The sequence below is a fragment of the Thauera butanivorans NBRC 103042 genome (assembly GCF_001591165.1).
GTDB classification, from domain to species: domain Bacteria; phylum Pseudomonadota; class Gammaproteobacteria; order Burkholderiales; family Rhodocyclaceae; genus Thauera; species Thauera butanivorans.
Window position 1 is genome coordinate 120260 of sequence record NZ_BCUG01000003.1, and the last position, 19347, is coordinate 139606.

At 67.1% G+C, this 19347-nt stretch carries 21 protein-coding genes; 10 read left to right on the forward strand and 11 right to left on the reverse strand.

Annotated elements, in window-relative coordinates:
• The 11 genes from TBU01S_RS01935 to purM all read right to left on the reverse strand — a co-directional run bounded on the left by TBU01S_RS01935 (position 1) and on the right by purM (position 11082).
• Positions 1-1086: an efflux RND transporter periplasmic adaptor subunit gene (locus TBU01S_RS01935; RefSeq protein WP_068634956.1), complete on the reverse strand. Its 1086-nt coding sequence runs from the start codon at positions 1084-1086 to the stop codon at positions 1-3.
• Positions 1087-1251: 165 nt separating this feature from the next.
• A complete protein-coding gene (locus TBU01S_RS01940) occupies positions 1252-1770 on the reverse strand; it encodes a GDYXXLXY domain-containing protein (protein ID WP_245650818.1) in 519 nt (172 codons plus the stop codon).
• Positions 1767-2819, reverse strand: coding sequence for a DUF4401 domain-containing protein (locus TBU01S_RS01945; RefSeq protein ID WP_068634958.1), 1053 nt, complete (start codon positions 2817-2819; stop codon positions 1767-1769). Before TBU01S_RS01945 ends, TBU01S_RS01940 begins: the two co-directional genes overlap by 4 nt.
• Positions 2816-3820 (reverse strand): DUF2157 domain-containing protein, encoded by a 1005-nt coding sequence (locus TBU01S_RS01950; RefSeq protein WP_068634959.1) that lies wholly within the window; start codon positions 3818-3820, stop codon positions 2816-2818. The genes TBU01S_RS01945 and TBU01S_RS01950 overlap by 4 nt, the downstream gene beginning before the upstream one ends.
• An 18-nt stretch (positions 3821-3838) precedes the next feature.
• Entirely contained in the window at positions 3839-4591 is a 753-nt protein-coding gene (locus TBU01S_RS01955) for a phosphate/phosphite/phosphonate ABC transporter substrate-binding protein (RefSeq protein WP_245650819.1), read from the reverse strand.
• Between the two features lie 212 nt (positions 4592-4803).
• Positions 4804-6114 (reverse strand): NAD(P)/FAD-dependent oxidoreductase, encoded by a 1311-nt coding sequence (locus tag TBU01S_RS01960; protein WP_068634961.1) that lies wholly within the window; start codon positions 6112-6114, stop codon positions 4804-4806.
• 257 nt (positions 6115-6371) lie between these two features.
• Complete coding sequence (locus tag TBU01S_RS01965) at positions 6372-6758, reverse strand: RidA family protein (RefSeq protein WP_068635008.1); 387 nt, start codon at positions 6756-6758, stop codon at positions 6372-6374.
• A gap of 84 nt (positions 6759-6842) precedes the next feature.
• On the reverse strand, positions 6843-7337 hold the full coding sequence (locus TBU01S_RS01970) for a hypothetical protein (RefSeq protein WP_068634962.1): 495 nt from the start codon (positions 7335-7337) through the stop codon (positions 6843-6845).
• A gap of 36 nt (positions 7338-7373) precedes the next feature.
• The gene (locus TBU01S_RS01975; RefSeq protein ID WP_068634963.1) at positions 7374-9308 is read right to left on the reverse strand and encodes a bifunctional diguanylate cyclase/phosphodiesterase; all 1935 of its coding nucleotides are present in this window, start codon (positions 9306-9308) and stop codon (positions 7374-7376) included.
• 520 nt (positions 9309-9828) lie between these two features.
• On the reverse strand, positions 9829-9933 hold the full coding sequence (locus TBU01S_RS23695; protein ID WP_245650820.1) for a DUF2784 family protein: 105 nt from the start codon (positions 9931-9933) through the stop codon (positions 9829-9831).
• Positions 9934-10023: 90 nt separating this feature from the next.
• Entirely contained in the window at positions 10024-11082 is a 1059-nt protein-coding gene (gene purM / locus TBU01S_RS01980; RefSeq protein ID WP_068634964.1) for a phosphoribosylformylglycinamidine cyclo-ligase, read from the reverse strand.
• A gap of 151 nt (positions 11083-11233) precedes the next feature.
• Between purM and TBU01S_RS01985 the strand changes: the two genes are divergently transcribed.
• The 10 genes from TBU01S_RS01985 to TBU01S_RS02030 all read left to right on the forward strand — a co-directional run bounded on the left by TBU01S_RS01985 (position 11234) and on the right by TBU01S_RS02030 (position 19340).
• On the forward strand, positions 11234-12340 hold the full coding sequence (locus TBU01S_RS01985) for an AI-2E family transporter (protein ID WP_068634965.1): 1107 nt from the start codon (positions 11234-11236) through the stop codon (positions 12338-12340).
• A gap of 29 nt (positions 12341-12369) precedes the next feature.
• Complete coding sequence (hda, locus tag TBU01S_RS01990; RefSeq protein ID WP_068635009.1) at positions 12370-13062, forward strand: DnaA regulatory inactivator Hda; 693 nt, start codon at positions 12370-12372, stop codon at positions 13060-13062.
• Positions 13063-13235: 173 nt separating this feature from the next.
• Positions 13236-13898 carry a histidinol-phosphatase gene (locus TBU01S_RS01995; protein WP_068634966.1) on the forward strand — a complete coding sequence of 221 codons (663 nt, stop codon included), beginning with the start codon at positions 13236-13238 and terminating at the stop codon, positions 13896-13898.
• A gap of 70 nt (positions 13899-13968) precedes the next feature.
• Positions 13969-15321, forward strand: a complete 1353-nt coding sequence (pcnB, locus tag TBU01S_RS02000; protein WP_068634967.1) for a polynucleotide adenylyltransferase PcnB — start codon at positions 13969-13971, stop codon at positions 15319-15321.
• A 54-nt stretch (positions 15322-15375) separates the two neighbouring features.
• Positions 15376-15861, forward strand: a complete 486-nt coding sequence (gene folK / locus TBU01S_RS02005) for a 2-amino-4-hydroxy-6-hydroxymethyldihydropteridine diphosphokinase (RefSeq protein ID WP_068634968.1) — start codon at positions 15376-15378, stop codon at positions 15859-15861.
• 61 nt (positions 15862-15922) lie between these two features.
• A complete protein-coding gene (locus TBU01S_RS02010) occupies positions 15923-16306 on the forward strand; it encodes a DMT family protein (RefSeq protein ID WP_068634969.1) in 384 nt (127 codons plus the stop codon).
• A gap of 35 nt (positions 16307-16341) precedes the next feature.
• A complete protein-coding gene (locus TBU01S_RS02015) occupies positions 16342-16980 on the forward strand; it encodes a deoxynucleoside kinase (protein ID WP_068634970.1) in 639 nt (212 codons plus the stop codon).
• Positions 16981-17061: 81 nt separating this feature from the next.
• Positions 17062-17877: a 3-methyl-2-oxobutanoate hydroxymethyltransferase gene (gene panB / locus TBU01S_RS02020; protein ID WP_068634971.1), complete on the forward strand. Its 816-nt coding sequence runs from the start codon at positions 17062-17064 to the stop codon at positions 17875-17877.
• Between the two features lie 53 nt (positions 17878-17930).
• A complete protein-coding gene (gene panC, locus TBU01S_RS02025; RefSeq protein WP_068634972.1) occupies positions 17931-18758 on the forward strand; it encodes a pantoate--beta-alanine ligase in 828 nt (275 codons plus the stop codon).
• 135 nt (positions 18759-18893) lie between these two features.
• Positions 18894-19340, forward strand: a complete 447-nt coding sequence (locus TBU01S_RS02030; protein WP_068634973.1) for a CBS domain-containing protein — start codon at positions 18894-18896, stop codon at positions 19338-19340.
• Positions 19341-19347: the final 7 nt, after the last annotated feature.

The window sequence follows — 19347 nt, forward strand, 5'->3', positions numbered from 1 at the left end:
TCAGGCCGCGCCGGCCACGGCAGCCTGCAGCACGCTCACCGGCGCACCGTCGCGCAGCTTGAGCTGGCCGGCGGTGACCACCTCCGCCCCCGCATCCAGCCCGTCGACGATCTCCACCATCGTCTCGCGCCGCATGCCGGTGCGCACATCCACCCGCTGCGCCTTGCCGTCCAGCACCCGGTAGACGAACTGCACGTTGCCCGGCGCCGGTACCAGCGCCGTTTCCGGTACCACCAGCACCTGGGGCCGTTCGGCCAGGATCAGCCGCACACGTACGAACACACCGGGACGCAAGCGGCCTTCGGGGTTGGCCAGGCTGGCACGCAGGCGCACCGCGCGGCCCTGGGCATCGACCAGCGGGTCGATCGCATCCACCCGTGCGGCGAAGCTGGCGCCGGGCAGTACGTCGCTGAGCAGTTCCAGCGTCTGGCCGGGCTTCACACGGTCGAGATACAGCTCGGGCAGGCGGAAATCCACCTTCAGCCGGGCGATGTCTTCCAGGTTGATCAGCGCGTCGCCGTCCTTGACGTAATCGCCCGGACTGACGCTGCGGATGCCGACCACGCCGTCGAAAGGCGCGCGGAGCTGCATGCGCGCCAGCCGCGCCCGCGCCAGCGCGACACCGGCACGCGCCACTTCGAGTTCGGCGCGGGCATTGTCGCGGCTGCTCTGGCTGACGAACTTGCGTGCGAACAGGTCTTCGCTACGGCGGAAATTGGCTTCGGCCAGCGTCAGGTTGGCCTGCGCCTGTTGCAGTTCGGCACGCTGCACCGCCGCATCCAATTCGACCAGCACGTCGCCGCGCCTGACCGCCTCGCCGTCGCGGAAGGCGATGCGCGAAATGCGCCCCGCCACTTCCGGCCGCAGCACCACCGATTCATTGGACACCAGCGAGCCGACGGCGGTGACGTCGTCGGCCATCGCGCGTCTTTCCACTCTCGCCACCTCGACCACCACCGGCGCCTCCACCGCCGCCTGAGTGTCCGCCGGCGTGCTGCGAGGCTGGTTGGCATACCATGCGTAAGCCGCCAGGCCGGCAAGGCCGATGGCGCACAGGGCGACGATGACGGGGCGGCGAGACGACATGGCAATCCGGCGGAAAACGAGACTGAGGATGAAACAGAGCGCCGCGATTGTCCCACAGGCAGATGCCGCGCTGCTCAAAGCAGACAGCGCGGACTCCACCCGAGTTCATCCGCCCGTGACCTCCGCCACACCGGCCAGCGCGGACGGCATTCGGCTTGGGCAGGCTCAGCGCCGCTGTTCGCCCAGCCGCGTCAGCGCTTCGTCGCGCAGATGCGTCAGCAGCGCGCTGCCGTCCGGCGCCACACGGAACTCTCCCCAGCGCGCCGCTTCGTAGGTTTCGGCCGTGCCTTCCTGGAAGAAGAAGGCGTTCGGCCCGACCGTGGGGCCGCCGTCGCGCCAGTGGATGCGCATCGCCACCGTGTCGCCAGCCGGCAGCGCATCCGCAACGCCCGCCAGCCGGGCGCGACCGTCGGCATCCAGCGCCAGCAAGGCGTAGGTCGCAGGCGGAGCGTCGCGCGCCTCCCTCCCGTCCCGCTGGCCCGCCAGGCCGCGATCGATGGCGAAGCGCAGCGCCATGTAGTCGCCCTGCATCAGCGAGCGCGGATCGACCGGCGCCAGCTCCAGCAGCACGACGCGGCCCTGCGCCAGCGTGCGTTCGCGATCGAGGATCGCCTTCAGCGACACGCCCAGCACCAGCGCCATCGAAGCAACGACGGCAATGCGCAACCAGCTCCGGCGGCTCACGTCCGCACTCCCGCGCCGATGCGCAGCACCCAGGCGCGCAAGGCCAGCAAGACCGCGCCGCCCAGCACCAGCAGGCCGGACTTGTGCAACAGGCTCACGTCGAGCAGATAGTAGAACTCGCCCACGTACAGCACCGCCGCCAGCAGCGCAAAACCCGCCAGCGTACGCTGGCTGGCCTGGAAGGCGGCAATGAATACGCCGACGGCCACGATCAGGCCCGGCGCGGCGTGGAACACCAGCGCCCACAGCAGCGCGACGCCGCACGCCGCCAGGCGTGACGCAGGAGGAGCCGTCCGTAACAGATGCGCAAGCAGGACGATCAAGACCAGCGCAGCACCAGCGGCAAGCCAGATCATCGGGCTGCGGTGATCCACCCCCTCGAACAGGAACGCTGTCCGGGCCCACATCAGCATCGGCGGCAGCACCAGCGCAGCCAGGCCAAAAGCCAGCATCAGCGCCCCGGCCACGCCGCCCCATGGCTGCGCCGCCCAGCGCTCGCGGGTGATGCAGGCCAGCACCGCCACCGCCATCAGGACAATACCGAAGGCCTCGCCAGCGAACCCGGAACCGATCAGCACGCCAAGCGCCACACTCAGCAGCAATCCACACACCACCCGGTGCAGCCGGCTTGCCCGCGGCAACGACATCGCGCCGCTCACCAGCACGCCCACGCCCGCCATCTGGCGCCAGGCATCGGGCTCGAACCATTCGGCCGCCGTCCACATCAGCAAACCCTGGCCCGTCAGCGACAGGGCCAAGCCCATCTGGTCGGTGAACAGGCCGCCGCGCCGGAACGACGCGATCGCAGCAATGCACAACACGACGCCCACCACGCCGGCCCCTGCCGTACCAAGGCCGGCCGCAGGCAGCACCAGCGCCGACACGATCAGCAGCGAGGCGAACCACGCCGCCAGCGCCTGCAGCAGCATCAGCCACCATGGCCCGGGCCGCCGCGCCAGCAGCGCCTGCCGTTCCGCTTCATCGACGATGCCGCGCTCGCGCAGCAGATCGGCGAGGCTGCCGCCGCCCGGCGGTTCGCACGCACTCATGATCCGCTCCTGCGACCGCCCGCTTCACCGCTCTCACGATGAAGCCGCATCAGCCCCCAGCCTGCGGCACTGGAAGCGAGGATCACGAACAGCCCCAGGACGTTCAAGGCCAGAAAATCGAAGCTATCGAGCACGCGCAGCAGCCCTGCGGTCAGCACCGCGATCGCCGCATAGACCAGCAAGGCGAGGATCGCAACATCCCGCCGCCACGGTCCATACACTGCGCTGCCCGCAAGCACCGCCAGCACGAACACCATCAGCCCCGGCCGGAAATCGGCCTCGAACCAGCCCGACACCGCCGCCACGCACAAGGGTGCCACCACCCCCAGCGCCGCCAGCCGCGCCATCCAGCGCTGCGCATCGACCAGCAGCCAGCGCCCCAGGCACTCGAAGGCCAGCAACACCACCAAGTTCAATCCCGCCACCAGCAACAGCGAATACAGGCCGAACAAACCGTCGAGGTAGCCCCAGAGGCCCATCGCCCCAGCCTGCGAGAGGGCGCGCAGCAAGGCCATGTTCGCCACCGCCAGCCACAGCGTCCAGCTGGCCGCCGAACGCGACAGCAGCACGAAAGGCAGCATCAGCGCCGCCCAGGCCGCGAACAGCTCCCACACGTCCGCGCCGGTCTGGTAAGTCTGGCCGATCAACGCCAGCAGCGCGCCGGTGGCAATGCAGGCGCCGAACAGCGCCGCGCGGAATGCGATCCCGCGCGGCGTCGCCCACAAGGCCGTGACTCCGCAAGCAAGCAAGGCCGCAGCCGCCAGGCCGAACTTGGCGAAGCGATGCAGTGCATCCCAGTTCCAGGCGAAGAAGAACACCACGCCGGCGCCCAACAGCAAGGCGCCGCCGAAAGCCAGCAAACGGTCGAGCATCCGCCGCCACTCGTCGGGCGCAGGCTGCAAGGGTCCGCAAGCCGCCGCCCGCGCAAGCTGTGCCGGCGCCAGCCCACCCGCCTCGGCAAGGCGGAATATCTGCGCGCGTTGTACGAAAGACCAGTTCATGAAAAAGAAAAGCCCGACTCAAACCCCCAGCCATTCCAGCAAGGCACGCAGGCGCTCTTCACCGTCTGCAGTGAAGCCGTCGATCCCGAGCTGGCGCAGGAAAGCCCTGCCCTGTTCGTCCGCAGACAACCCGAGCAGCGTCAAACGCGCCAGGTCCAGCGCCTCGGCCGATACCCGGGGGCCGGCGACGACGGGCATGTAGGGTTGACCGACCGATTCGTGCAACACGCGGTGCCCCTTTTCCCGCCATTGGCGGATCGCCCCGGAGTAGGACGCCATGCCGCCGACATCGACGATGCCGTTTTCCAGACCGAACGGGATCGCGCCCTGTTCTCGCACGTAGAAAACCTTCTCCCTCGCCAGGTCGATGCCCTTGTCGCGCAACTCGGCACGGCAGAAGCGCGTCATGTAGGCGACTTCCTCCGGCAGCACGAAGGTCTTGCCGCGCAGTTGCGCGAGCGTCCGGATCGGCGAACCGGTTGGCACGGCCAGCATGCAATGGCCCTCGGGCTCGGCATTGGCGACGTACTGGTAGCCGTAGTCGCGCAGGCCGCGCGCCGGATAGTCGGACGGACGGGCAACGACGAAATCGAAACGGCCGTCCTTCATGCCTTTTTCCAGCTCGGCGAATTCGCGCACGAAAACGACTTCGACCTTGCTGCCGAGCGCAGCCGACAGGCGCTCCGCCATCGGCGCGTATTTCTTGCGGCCTGCCGCTGCATCGATACCGCCCGAGGTGCCTTCGCTGACGGCCAGTGCAATCGGCTTCACCTCCTGCGCCACGGCCGGCAGGGGGCTCAGGGAGAGTGCCGCAAGGATTGCGAGCGACGGGACGAGATGGCGAAACGAAGGAGTTTTCATACGCGGCCGGTACCTGGAGTGGGAATCATTGACCTGGAGCGGATTGCCCATGATCGCAGCCATGGCCGCGGACGGAATGTGCATTCCGTCACGCGGCTGCAGGATGGCGAGAAGCAAGCAGATCAGTGCAGCTTGACCAATGCCGTACTTCTCTTGACGAGCACTCTGGCAATGGCCAGCACCGCCGTGCGGCCAAAACCGAGAATGGCCTTGTGGTGCATCAGGTGCAGGCTGATGTAGAGCCACCTTGCGAAGATGCCATCGACGAACAGCGTCCCGCCGGTCAATGAGCCCATCAGGCTGCCCACGCTGGTCTGCGTACCCAAGGAAACCAGGGAGCCATGATCCTTGTAGCAATAGGGCTGCTTCACGGGCTCGCGCCCCTCGACGGCGCTCATGATTGCCTTGAAGACGTAATCCGCCTGCTGATGCGCGGCCTGCGCCCTTGGCGGAACGGGCTTGCCATCGGCCTGCATGCACGATGCACAATCGCCGAGGGCATGGATATGCTCATGGCCCTTGACGTTCAAGCTGTCCGTCACTTCGAGCTGCCCGATCCTGTTCGTCGGAAATCCCAGTGAAGCAAGAAAGTCCGGTGCCTTGATCCCCGCGGCCCAGACGCACATGTCGAAATCGTACCTTTTCCCGCTCGCGTCGAGCAGATGGTCCTTCTCTATCCGGCTGACGCGACAATTCGTCACCACTTGAATGTTTCTCTTGGCCAGGAGACGGGCCGCCCCATTGGAAACCCGCTCGCTCAGCGGCGCCAGAATGCGGCCGGAGCCTTCGAGCAAGGTGATCCTCACGTCGGTATTGGGCTCCAGATGGGTGAAGCCGTAGTTCGCATAGATTCCACCCGCTTCACGCAGCTCGGCCGCAAGCTCGACGCCGGTGGCACCACCGCCGATGATCACCACGTCGATGGCGCCCGAATTGCCTTTGGCCTTTTCATTTTCCGCACGAATCATCTGCGCCATCATTTCGGCCCTGAAGCGATCCGCATCCCGGGGGCTGTTCAACGAGATGGTGTTCTCGTCCGCTCCGGGCGTGTTGTAGTAATTCGACGTGCTGCCAACGGAAATGCAGAGCCTGGAGAACTTGATCCTGCGCTCGGGATATACGAGCCCGCCATCTTCGCCTCCCGATGCCGACACGACGATTTCATTCGCCGCGAGATCGATGCCGGAGAACGCCCCATATACGAAAGTGAAGTTGTTCTGGTACGCGAGCATCGGATACGACAGGCCTTCCTGGTTCATGTCCAATGTGCCGGCGGCAACTTCGTGAAGCGTGGGCTTCCATATGTGGGTCAGACTCCGCTCCACGAGAACCACCTTGTCGCGGCCGAGCTTTCTGCCAAGCTTGCAAACCAGCTCCAGCCCGCCTGCGCCGCCGCCGATGACGACAATGCTGCCACTCCGGGCATTCTCCATTTTTTCCTCGAGCTCTGTTGGGTTGGAAAGGCAGGATAACCACTCTCGTCCTTGCCTGCCAACACGGCCGGCCGAGCCCGTCTCTACCCTTATGCAATCAAAAAAACCGCCAATCCAGCCAGGTCGATGGCCTTTCCGCGCAGACTGCGCGCCGGGTTTCGGGAGGAAGTACGCATTCCCCTCGCCAGCAAGACCACGCCCGTCTGCGCTTCGCCGTCTGAACCAGGAACCCCGGTACCGGGATGACCGAGCGGCGCTCAGCCCTTCAGCACCGCGATCGCGCTCATCGTCATCAGCGCGCCCGGCTTCGGCAACGCGGCGATCGCAAGCACCGCGCGGGCGGGATAGGGCTCGGCAAAGAATTCGGCGTAGGCGCGGTTCATCTCGTGGAAATCGTCCACATTCACCAGGTTGACCTGGACATTGACGATGTCGTCGAGCGTGCCGCCGGCCGATTCGAGCATGGCCTGGAAGTTCTTCAGGATCTGCTTCGATTGCCGGTAGGCGTCATCCCCGGCCAACTGGCCGGTCGCGGGATCGACGCCGGGCGTGCCCGAAATGAACACCTGACCACCGGCCACGACCGCGTGGCTGTACGGACCGATGGGTGGGAAAAGCGAAGTCTGGACGAGCGATCTGGGCATGTTGGTCTCAGGATGAAAGGGAAAGAAGCAGCCGGACATTCAGCACCTTGCGGGCCGAGGCAGCCAAACGATGCCCGTTTGCGTTCAAGCGCCGCCCTGTTCCCGCCCGTCCTTGAAGGCCAGCGCCCACAGCACCAGCATGCCGAACAGGATCAGCAGCAGCCACTTCAGCACGGAGCAAGTCGTGCTGATCAGATAGATCGAAGGTACGCCGAAGCGCGGCACTTCGGTGAGCCACCAGTGCAGGCCGTTTTCCACCGCGTCGAAAGCGGCTGCCAGCGGCAGCACGAAGGGCATGACGACACGCGCTACGCGGGGCAAGGGGGCAAACAGCCGGGTACGGGTGGCCAGCAGCCAGCCGAAAATACCATAGGCCAGCAGCAGCATGCCATCGAGTGGCAGATGGGCGCGGTAGCGGGCGAGGTGCTCGGGTGGCCACACATGCATGATCTCGCCGAAGCCGCGCGGCGTCCAGGCGAACTGCAAGGTCAGCACGCCGGGCTCCAGCGGCGCGACGAGCCAGGCCGTGAGCCCACACAGCACCAGGGCCAGCAGGCCACTGGCGCGGACTGCGCGCATGCGGGAATGCGGATACGGCAGTTGCACGCCGGCGGGTCAGCGCTGCTCGGCGGCCAGGAGTTCAGCCAGCCGCTGCGTGGGCACCGCAGCCGAATAGAGATAGCCCTGGCCGATCTCGATGCCCATCTGCATCAACTGCTGCCGTTGCTCCTCCGTCTCGATGCCTTCGGTCACCAGCTTGGCGCCATAGCGCCGCGCGCTCTCGAAGGCCAGCGCCACCGCCTCGCGAATCCGCTCCTGCTCCAGCCGGGCGATCATCCAGTGGTCGACCTTGACCTCCGCGAACGGGAAGCGGGCCAGCAGGGTGAGTGCGGCATAGCCGGTGCCGAAGTCGTCCAGCGACAGCTTGATGCCGGCCTGGCCCAAGGTCTCGACGTTCTGCTCGACGATGCCTATGGTCGGCATCTTGCTGGTTTCGGTCACCTCAACGGCCAAGCGGTGCGGCTCGACGCCCATGTCGCGCAACAGCGTCACCACACGCTCGCCGAAGCGGGCGGTGGCAAAGGACGCGGCGGAGATGTTGACGGCGAGATCCACGCCGTCGAGCCTCGTCAGATCGCGGACCACCGCGCGGACCGTGGCCCATTCCAGCTCGACCAGCATGCGGTGGCGCTCGGCGACCTCCAGTACGTAGAGCGGCGACAGCGGCTTGCCGGCGGCATCCGTGGCCCGCAGCAGGGCCTCCGCGCCCACCATGCGCCGCGAGCGCAATTCGAACTGCGGCTGGTACATCATCGGCGGCGTGCCGTGCTTGATCCAGTCCACCAGCATCATCCGCACGCTCTCGTCCGCATGCGCGCGCTCGGCGAACGAGCGCGGGAAGACCTGCACCAGGCTGTCGCTGCCGCGCAGCGCGAGGCTCGCCCGGCGCAGCGTCGATGCCACCGACCGCCGCAGGTCGGTGTCCAGGCTGGCGGCGCCGATCCGCAATTGCGGAATCAACCCCCGCTCGGTACTCTGGAACGAGGCGGTCATGCCGGCGTGCAGGTCCTCCATCAGGCCCGCGCCTTCGATCTCCGGGACCGACGCGCCATGCAGCACGATCGCCAGCGTCGCGTCGCCGAACAGGAAGATGCGCGGCCGGTAGGCCTTCAGCGCGGCGCCGACCTCGCCGTGGCCGATCTCGTCCGCCAGGCGCGGCCAGAAGCGGTCGCCCCAGTCGTCGCCATGGACGGAACAGAGATCGACGATGTTGACCGTCTCGACGAGCACGACCGTCGCCGGCCTGCCGCGCTCGGACGGCGCCAGCGCCTCGACGTACTCGTTCAGCGCGCGCCGGTTCGGCAGGCCGGTCAGCGGATCGGTGCGAACCGCTTGCTCGCGCTTCCTTTCTTCTTCCCGCACGCCATCTTCCCTGCGCAGGATGAAGAACAGACAGGCCAGCATCGGCAGTGTGACGATGGACCCGACGATGCGCCGGCCCATGTTGGTCTGGTAGCTGTGCAGATCGATGTTTCCCAGGTGGAAAAAAACGACCACGGTCATGAGCGAGACGGCGAGCCGCACCGCATAGACGAACAAGACGTCACCCACGCCGAGTGTGCGCAGCGAGCGGCGCCGGAACCAGCCATGCATGAGGCTGCCCGCTGCAGCGACGATCGCGATGTCCAGCATCCCGGGCCCAAGATTGGCCGCGCCGCCGATCAGGACGCGGGCGAGCCCGATGAAGGCGAAGCTGATGAATCCGCCTACCCAGCCGCCCAGCAGGCCGGCGAGAAACAGCAGATCGGCGCGGAGATAGGGCTTGGACGGAGCCTGGATGAATTCCGACACCAGCACCGCGAGCAGGAAGCCGGCGCCGCCGAACACCAGTCCATAGTAAAGCTTGTAGCGCTCGTCGCTGAACGGGATGTCGCGCCGCACCAGGATGAGAACGGAAACCATGCCGACAATGCCAGCCGCCTGCAGGAACAGTAGCGGCAACTCCGCCGTCGAGGCGGCAAGCTGGCTCGCGAACGCTTCCAGAGTCATAGAGATATCCCGTCGTCACGGCGCTCTCTCGCCGCAGTTCCCCGCCAGCAGAACGGCACAGCACCCAAAACCCGTCGCAGGACGACAGTCCTCGAAGATGGCCCGCACTGCCTCCACCGTGGAAAACCGCTCGCGAACCGCTCCAGGATGTCCTAGCTTGTCATGATCGCGGTCGAAGAAACCCCTGCATCACCCCGTCGGAGAAGAAGCCGGCATCGAATGCGCCCGTGATTTTCTTTTTCCATGTTAGCCTACACCGGTCACATTCCGACACCACAAACTTCGCGGCGCATCGGCACTCGCGCCGCCGTGGGGCGTACCGGCAGCCGCCATGGCCGGAACGCCATCTTCGCTGCATTCCCCGAAACGGGCATTCATTTCAAGACATCAGGCCCCGGCGCGACCCGCCGGCGTCCGGCCGCCGCTCCCGCTCGCGACGCAGCCTTCGCCCGGACCATGCGGGCTGGCTAGCGCCGTCGGCTGGCGGCACGCCATGCCACCAGCGCATAGACCGCCAGGTTCACGACCAGCGCCAGCGCAGCGCGGGCAGGCCGCCGAAGGGGGCGAACAGGATGAAGGCGAGATGCAACAGCAGGACGGCGTCGGCGGCGAGGCGATGGAGCATGCGCGCGCCCCCGGTGAAAACGAAACCCGGCTCGCCGCCGGGTTTCGGCGTCCGCCGTGGGACGGGCGGACGGAATGCGGACGGCCGGACTCAGCCGACGATGGTCTGCGCCTCGCCTTCCTGGCGGGCGTCGATGCGGCCGATGCGGTAGACCGTTTCACCCGCCGCCTTCAGCGCAGCCTCGGCTGCGTCGGCGTCGGCCGCCGACACCACCACCGCCATGCCGATGCCGCAGTTGAACACGCGGTACATCTCCTGCATGTCGACGTTGCCTTCCTTCTGCAGCCACTGGAACAGCGGCGGCAGCGTCCAGCTGGCGGCATCGATGCGGGCAGTGAGTTCGTCGCGCAGAATGCGCGGCACGTTCTCGGTGATGCCGCCGCCGGTGATGTGGGCCATGCCCTTGACCACGCCGGGCTTGGCCTGCATCAGCGCCAGCAGCGGCTTGACGTAGATGCGGGTGGGCTCCATGACCACGTCGCGCAGCTTGCGGCCGTGGAAGTCGGCGTCGAGGTCGGGTTTGGCGACTTCGATGATCTTGCGGATCAGCGAGTAGCCGTTGGAGTGGGCGCCGCTGGAGGCCAGGCCCAGCACCACGTCGCCCGGCACGATGCGGCTGCCGTCGATGATGTCGGCCTTTTCCACCGCGCCGACGGCGAAGCCGGCGAGGTCGTACTCGCCCGCCGGGTACATGCCGGGCATCTCGGCGGTTTCGCCGCCGATCAGCGCGCAGCCGGCCAGTTCGCAGCCCTGGGCGATGCCCTTGACGACGTCGGCAGCGGTGTCGACGTCGAGCTTGCCGCAGGCGAAGTAGTCGAGGAAGAACAGCGGCTCGGCGCCCTGCACCAGGATGTCGTTGACGCTCATCGCCACCAGATCCTGGCCGACGGTGTCGTGCTTGTCCAACTGGAAGGCGAGCTTGAGCTTGGTGCCGACGCCGTCGGTGCCGGACACCAGCACCGGCTCCCTGTACTTTTTCGACAGCTCGAACAGCGCGCCGAAGCCGCCGATGCCGCCCATCACCTCGGGGCGCATGGTGCGCCTGGCCAGCGGCTTGATGCGGTCGACCAGGGCGTCGCCCGCTTCGATGTCCACGCCGGCATCGCGGTAGGAGAGGGAGGCTTGGTTGGAGGAGGTGGGTGCGCTCAAGATCGTTCCTCTGGACTGGCGGAAATGCCGGGGCCGAGCCCGGCCGGCGCCCCTGGCCGCGGCCCGTGCTTGAGGCTGCAACGCCAAGTGGCTACATTTACGTGTTTCGCGGGTGGCATGCGCCCGCGCCAAGCCCGCGATTTTACTCGAAATGAACCCTCCCCGCGCCTACCGCCTGCAAACCCTCGTCTGGACCGCCATCGGCATTGCGCTGGCCGGTTTGTTCTGGCTGCTGGGTCCCATTCTCACGCCCTTCGTGATCGGCGCGGTGTTCGCCTACATCTGCGACCCCGCGGTCAACTGGATGGTGGCGCGCCGCGTGCCGCGCGCACTGGCGGTGCTGCTGGTGATCATCGCGCTGGGCCTGGTGATGGTGGCGCTGGCGCTGATCCTGGTGCCGATGGTGTATCGCGAGGGGGTTCAACTGATGAGCCGCCTGCCCGACCTGGTCGAGATGTTCAACGCCCAGGTGTCGCCGCTGCTGCAGGCGCGGCTGGGCATCGACCTGCAGCTCGACGCCGCCCAGCTGCGCCAACTGATCGCCGACAACTGGAGCAACGCACAGGACCTGGTGCCGATCGTGCTCGGCCACCTGAAGACCGGCGGCATGGCGGTGATCGCCTTCGTCGCCAATCTGTTCCTGATCCCGCTGGTGATGTTCTATTTGCTGCAGGAATGGCCGCGCCTGCTGGCCGAACTGCAGCGCATCGTGCCGCGGCCGTGGCTGGAGCGGACGATGGCGATCATCAACGACATCGATTCGGTGATGTCGGAATTCCTGCGCGGCCAGTTGTCGGTGATGCTGCTGCTGGCGGTGTTCTACAGCATCGGGCTGTGGCTCGCCGGGCTGAACTTCTGGCTGCCGGTGGGCGTGCTGACCGGCCTGCTGGTGTTCATTCCCTACGTCGGCTACGGCGGCGGCCTGATCCTCGCCATCCTCGCCGCGCTGTTGCAGGCCGAAGGCTGGCCGCTGCTGATCGGCGTCGGCATCGTGTATGGGCTGGGCCAGGTGATCGAAAGCTTCGTGCTGACGCCTTACCTGGTCGGCGAGCGCATCGGCCTGCATCCGCTGGCGGTGATCTTCGCGCTGATGGCTTTCGGCCAGTTGTTCGGCTTCGTCGGCGTGCTGGTGGCGCTGCCGGTCAGCGCGGCGCTGCTGGTCGGCCTGCGCGAAGTGCGCAATGCCTGGTTCGCCAGCCCGGTCTATCTCGGCACGCAGACACAGCCGGTGATCACGCAGGACGTGGACCGCAAATGAGCGGTCCGATCGACATTGACCGCCAGGCCATGAAGCAACTCGTCCTCGACATCCGCGCCGACGCCCCGCCGACGCTGGAAAACTTCGTTGCCGGCGCCAACGCCGAACTGGTGGCGGCGGTGTCCCTGCTGGCCTCGGTAGCGACCGCGCGGCAACTGCCGGCACGCCACGTCTATGTCTGGGGCGCGCCGGGCAGCGGCCGCAGCCATCTGCTGCGCGCCAGCGTGGCGCTGGCGCGGGAAGCCGGCCGCCCGACCCACATCCTCGCCGCCGAGGACGTGGACGATGCCTTGCCCGAAACCGCCGATGCGCTGGTCGCGGTGGACGACATCGACCGGCTGGCCCCCGACGCCCAGATCGCGCTGTTCAACGCCTTCAACCGCAGCCGTGGCAACGGCCAGTCGCTGCTGATGGCCGGCCCGGCCGCAGCGCTCGGACTGAGCCTGCGCGAAGATCTGCGCACCCGCATCGGCCAGAGCCTGATCTACGAAGTTCAGCCGCTCGACGACGCCTCGCGCGCCACCATCCTCGCCACCCTGGCCGAGCGCCGCGGCCTGCGGCTGGCCGACGAGGTGGTCGACTTCCTGCTGCGCCACGGCCGCCGCGAACTGCCCAGCCTGCTCGCCGTCCTCGACGCCCTCGACGCCGCCTCGCTCGAACGCAAGCGCCCGATCACCCTGCCCCTGCTGCGCGAGATGATGCAGCAAGGACTGGAGATTTGATGGGCAGCCCGAACCCCTCTTTCACCGCAGGAACTTCAGCCGCGAACACGGCTGGCTTTGTAGGCGCCCGATCGCGGCTGAAGCCGCTCCTACAAGCAGGGTCGTAGGATGGGTAGAGCGAAGCGAAACCCATCACCCCCTGATCCGATTCAACCATCCTCCGGAGCATCAACGTGAACCTCGCCCTCTTCGACCTCGACAACACCCTGCTCGCCGGCGACTCCGACTTCGCCTGGGCACAGTTCCTGATCGAGAAGGGCGTGCTCGACCGCGAAGTGCAGGAAGCGAAGAACATCGAGTTCTACGAGCACTACAAGGCCGGCACGCTCGACATCGATGCCTTCCTCGACTTCCAGCTCGCCCCGCTGGCCCGCCATCCGCGCGCCGAACTCGACGCCTGGCACCGGGAGTTCATGGAGCAATCGGTGAAGCCGATGATCACCGCCAAGGCGCGCGCGCTGGTCCGGCAACACCTGGACGAAGGTGCGCTGGTCGCCGTCGTCACCGCCACCAATGCCTTCGTCACCGGCCCGATCGTGCGCGAATTCGGCATCCCCCACCTGGTCGCCACCATCCCGGCGCAGGAAAACGGCGCCTTCACCGGCAAGGCACGCGGCACGCCGGCTTTCCAGGCCGGCAAGATCGTCCGCGTCGATGCCTGGCTGGAATCGCTCGGCCTGCACATCGGCGGCTTCGAGCGCAGCTGGTTCTACAGCGACTCGCACAACGACCTGCCGCTGCTGAAACACGTGTCCGACCCGGTCGCGGTCGACCCCGACGACACCTTGCACGCCCACGCCGAACAGCAGGGCTGGCCGGTGCTTTCGCTGCGCTGATGGACGAACCGCGCTCGCCGCGGGCGATCGGTTATCATTGCCGGCTCATGCAAGAACGACGCCTTTCCCGATGATCCGCAAGCTGCTGCGCAAGGTTTTCAAGCGCCCGGCGCAATCCGCCCGCCACGAACCCGCGCTGATCCCGATCGAACGCCACGGCATTCGGCGCGAACAACTCTCCCCCGCAGCACGCAAGGTCTGCGCCGTGCTGCAGGAAAAAGGCTACAAGGCCTTCGTCGTCGGCGGCGCGGTGCGCGACCTGCTGATCGGCCAGCCGCCCAAGGACTACGACATCGCCACCAGCGCCACGCCCGAGGAAGTGCGGGCAGCCTTCCGCCGTTCGCGCATCATCGGCCGCCGCTTCAAGATCGTGCATGTGATGAGCGGCCCGGAAACCATCGAGGTCTCCACCTTCCGCGCCAGCCAGGACGCCGAATCGGCCGAGACCGACGAGCACGGCCGCGTGCTGCGCGACAACGTCTACGGCAACCAGGAAGAGGACGCCACCCGGCGCGACTTCACCGTCAACGCGCTGTACTACGACCCGGCCAGCGAGACCATCGTCGACTACCACCACGGCGTCGCCGACATCCAGCAGAAGACGCTGCGCATGATCGGCGATCCGCGCACCCGCTACCGCGAAGACCCGGTGCGGATGCTGCGCGCGGTGCGCCTGGGCGCCAAGCTGGGACTGACGATCGACCCCGCCGCGCGCCACCCGATCCGCGACATGGCGGTGCTGCTGGAAAACGTCCCCGCCGCGCGCCTGTTCGACGAGATGCTGAAGCTGCTGTTCTCGGGCCACGCGGTCAAATGCCTGAAGCAGTTGCGCGAGGAAGGCCTGCACCACGGCCTGCTGCCGCTGCTCGACGTCATCCTCGAACAGCCGATGGGCGAACGCTTCGTCTGGCTGTCGCTGGAGAACACCGACGAACGCGTGCGCCAGGACAAGTCGGTGTCGCCCGGCTTCCTGTTCGCCACGCTGCTGTGGCACGAGGTGCTGGCCGCGTGGGAAAAGAAGAAAGCCGCCGGCGAACATTCACAGCCCGCGCTGTTCGAGGCCATGGACGAGGTGCTCGACGCCCAGGCCGGCAAGCTCGCCATCACCCGCCGCATCGCCGGCGACATCAAGGACATCTGGGCGCTGCAGCCGCGCTTCGACAAGCGCGCCGGCAAGACGCCCTACCGCCTCATCGAGCAGCCGCGCTACCGCGCCGGCTGGGACTTCCTGCGCCTGCGCGCGCAGGCGGGCGAAATCCCGATGGAGATCGTCGACTGGTGGGACCGCTTCGCCCACGCCGGCCACGACGCCCGCGAAGCGCTGATCCGCCAGGCACCGGCCGACGCCGCCCCCGCGGCCAAGAAGCGCCGCCGCAAGCGCCGCAAGCCGGCGGGAGAATCGCAGGCCGCCGACGCCGCCTGAGCGGACTCGCACGCACTGGCCACGCACAGACTCGACGCGCAAACTCCCCGCCCCATGACGCTCCCCCTGCGCGCCTTCGTCGCCTTCGGCGCCAACCTCGGCGACCCCGCCGCGGCCTTCGCACTGGCACTGCAGCGCCTGGCCGAACTGCCCGGCACCCGGGTGGCGGCGCATTCGTCGCTGTACCGCAGCGCGCCGGTCGGCGTCGAAGGCCAGCCCGACTACATCAACGCGGTGATCGAGCTGTCGACCACGCTCGCCGCACGCCCGCTGCTCGACGCCCTGCTGACGATCGAGCACGAGGGCGGCCGCCGGCGTGATGGCCACATGGCGCCACGCACCATGGATCTCGACCTGCTGCTGCACGGCGACGCGGTCATCGACGAACCCGGCCTGCAGGTGCCGCACCCGCGCATGCACTTGCGCGCCTTCACGCTGGTGCCGCTGGCCGAGATCGCCCCCGATGTCCGCATCCCCGGCCACGGCCCTGCAGCCGCACTGCTGCCGGGCGTCGCCGGCCAATCCATCGCGCGCACCTGATGCCAGGGCGGTCTCCAGCCCATGCCTTTTCCATCACCCCCTCTCCACCCGCGAGCCCACCATGCCCACCTGGCTCCAACCCGCCGCCACGGCCTTCACCGCCAACCCCGTCTGGCTGCAGACCGCGCTGCTGCTCGCCGCCTCCAACGTGTTCATGACCTTCGCCTGGTACGGCCACCTGAAGAACATGCAGGGCAAGGCCTGGTACCTGGCGGCGCTGGTGAGCTGGAGCATCGCCCTGTTCGAATACCTGCTGCAGGTGCCGGCCAACCGCATCGGCGCCACGGCGCTGAACCTGGCCCAGCTCAAGATCATGCAGGAAGTGATCACCCTGCTGGTATTCGTCCCCTTCGTCGTGCTGTACATGAAGCAGCCGCTCAAGCTTGACTATCTCTGGGCTGCCTTGTGTATGCTTGGCGCGGTTTATTTCATCTTCCGCAGCTGATTCCACCACTGATACAAGGCCAGGCCGGCAAACGCATGCTCGACAAAGCACACTACATCGTCGTCGAAGGCCCGATCGGTGCCGGCAAGACCTCGCTGGCAAAGCGCCTGGCCGAGCGGCTGCAGGCCGACACCCTGTTCGAGCAGGCCGAGCTCAATCCTTTCCTGGCGCGCTTCTACCAGCAGCCCGAGCGCTGGGCGATGGCGACGCAGTTGTCCTTCCTGTTCCAGCGTATCGATCAGCTCGCCGCGCTCGGCCCGATCTCGGAAGAACGGCGCGTGGTATCGGACTTCATCCTGGACAAGGACAGACTGTTCGCCGAGCAGAACCTCAGCCCCGAGGAACTGGCGCTGCACCAGCGCATCCACGACAGCGTCAAGCCCGCGGTGACGCCCCGGCCCGATCTCGTGATCTACCTGCAGGCCAGCGCCGACACGCTGATGGAGCGCGTCCACAAGCGCGGACTCGAAGCCGAACGGCGCATCACCGAAGCCTACCTGCAGCAGGTCGCCGACCGCTACACGCGCTATTTCTACCAGTACGACGCGGCGCCGCTGTTCATCGTCGATGCCGGCAAACTGAATCCGGTCGACCACGACGACGACTTCGAACTGCTGCTCACCCGCCTGCGCGACATGCGCGGTTACCGCGAATTCTTCGGTTACGCCGGGTAAACCCCTACTCATATTCGGGGCAATCAACTTGTGCAACGCACCAGTTTGGTGAAAACTCCGCCCTCCCATCAGGAGCGATGAATGAGCTATCTTCAGGACCAGAAGCCCGTCACCCTGTTCGAACTTGGCAAGATGCGTGCCGAAGGCCGCAAGATCGTCATGCTCACCGGCTACGACGCCAGTTTCGCCGCGCTGCTCGGCCGTGCCGGCGTCGACGTCGTGCTGATCGGCGACTCGCTCGGCAACGTGCTGCAGGGCCAGAAATCCACGCTGCCGGTCACCCTCGAGCAGATGGCCTATCACACCGAATGCGTGGCGCGCGCCGGCGCGCGGCCGCTGGTGGTCACCGACATGCCCTTCGGCACCTGTCACGAAAGCCCGGCACAGGCGATGCGCAACGCCGCGCGCCTGATGGCCGCAGGCGCGCAGATGGTCAAGATCGAAGGCGGCGAATACATGGCCGAAACCGTGCGCTTCCTGGTCGAGCGCGGCGTGCCGGTGTGCGCCCACATCGGCCTGACGCCGCAATCGGTGCACCAGCTCGGCGGCTACCGCGTGCAGGGCCGCGGCGACGAAGGCGCCGCCCGCATGAAGGCCGATGCGCTGGCGCTGGAACAGGCCGGCGCATCGCTGGTCGTCATCGAAATGGTGCCGGCCACGCTCGCCGCCGACATCACCGCCAGCCTGCGCACGATGGCCACCATCGGTATCGGCGCCGGACCTTCCTGCGACGGCCAGGTGCTGGTGCTGCACGACATGCTCGGCATCTTCCCGGGCAAGACCGCCCGCTTCGTGCGCAACTTCATGGAAGGCGCAGCCAGCATCGAGGATGCGGTCGCGCGCTATGTGGCCGCAGTGCGCGACGGCAGCTTCCCGGCTGCCGAACACTGCTACTGAACGCCCGGCGCGTCGTTGCCAACCAGCAGTTGCCACCCACTCCAGGTTTCAGCATGCAGATCCATCACACCATCGCCGACCTGCGCGCCGCCCGCGCCAGCGCCGGCAAGGTCGCCCTCGTCCCCACCATGGGCAACCTGCACGAGGGTCACATCGCGCTGATGCGCCAGGCCGCCGAAAAGGCCGACTGCGTGATCGCCAGCATCTTCGTGAATCGCCTGCAGTTCGGCGCCGGGGAAGATTTCGACCGCTACCCCCGCACCCTCGCCGCCGACTGCGAGAAGCTCGCCGCGGTCGGCGTCAAGCACGTGTTCGCGCCGGACGAGGCCGAGATGTACCCGCAGCCGCAGCGCTATCACGTCGAGCCGGCGCCGGCCCAGGTCTCGATCCTCGAAGGCGAATTCCGCCCCGGGCATTTCCGCGGCGTCGCCACCGTGGTGCTCAAGCTGCTCAACATCGTGCAGCCCGACATCGCCCTGTTCGGCAAGAAGGATTACCAGCAGTTGATGGTGTTGAGCAACATGGTGCGCGAGCTGGCGCTGCCGGTCGAAGTGCTGCCGGGCGACACCGTACGCGCCGACGACGGCCTGGCACTGTCCTCGCGCAACGGCTACCTGAGCGACGACGAGCGTGCCCGCGCGACGCTGCTGTACCGCCTGCTGTGCCGCATCCGCGACGCCGTGCGCGCCGGCAACCACGACCTGCTCAAGCTCGAGACCGACGCCATGGACGAACTGGCCGCCGCCGGCTGGCAACCCGACTACGTGGCGGTGCGCCGCCGCGCCGACCTGCAGCCGCCGGTCCACATGGACGACCCGCTCGTCGTGCTGGCGGCAGCCAGGCTGGGCCGCACCCGGTTGATCGACAATCTGGAGATCTGAAGCCGGTGCGCATCAGGGTTCGCCCCCGCTTGCGCTTCACTGCGGCCCGAACCACCCTATACTCATAAACCAGCCGCAGTCGGCGGCCTTGTGGCGCGTGACAGACAATGCACAACTTAAGGAGGGAGAGAAACGATGGCGACGACCGTAAAGCAGATTCTTGAGCAGAAAGGCAGCGCTTTCCATGCGGTGAGTCCGGCCGACTCGGTGTTCGACGCCCTGTCGTTGATGGCGCAGTTCGACATCGGCTGTGTACTGGTCACCGAGGGCGAGCGCCTGGTGGGCATCTTCACCGAACGTGACTACGCACGAAAAGTCGTGTTGAAGGGCCTGGTATCGCGCGACATCCGTGTCGGCGACCTGATGACGCCCAACCCCTGCACCGTCACACCCACCAATACGGTCGACGAAGTCATGCACACGATGACCGAAAACCGCTTCCGCCACCTGCCGGTGGTCTATCAGGGCAAGATCATGGGCGTCGTCACCATCGGCGACATGGTCAAGTCGGTCGTCCAGCAGCAGCAGGCGACGATCCGCCAGCTCGAAAGCTACATCGCCGGCGACCTCGCCGCCGAGTGAGCCGGCG